Below are 250 nucleotides of genomic sequence, written 5' to 3'. Positions count from 1 at the left end.
CTGGAGTCGAGTCGTGCACGCAGCACGGCCACCGGTGTCTTGAGCGCATGCGCCAGGTCGGCCAGCGCCTCCGAATAACGGCGGGCGTTGTCGCGCTCGGCGGCCAGAAGAGTATTGAGGTTGTCGGTCAGAGGACGCAGCTCGCACGGGTAGCGACCCTCGATACCCGCGCGACGCCCCGATTTGATCACGGCCACTTCGCCGGCTACGCGGCGCAGCGGGCGAAGAATGACGAACAGCAGGATCACCT

1 pseudogene is annotated in these 250 nt (G+C 66.4%); it reads right to left on the bottom strand.

Annotated elements, in window-relative coordinates:
• Nucleotides 1–250 (bottom strand): annotated as a pseudogene (locus SB717_RS38255) (hypothetical protein); the annotation flags it as partial.

The organism is Priestia sp. SIMBA_032, assembly GCF_046535215.1.
Lineage (GTDB): Bacteria > Bacillota > Bacilli > Bacillales > Bacillaceae_H > Priestia > Priestia aryabhattai.
This window is presented reverse-complemented; position numbering and strand designations above follow the sequence as displayed.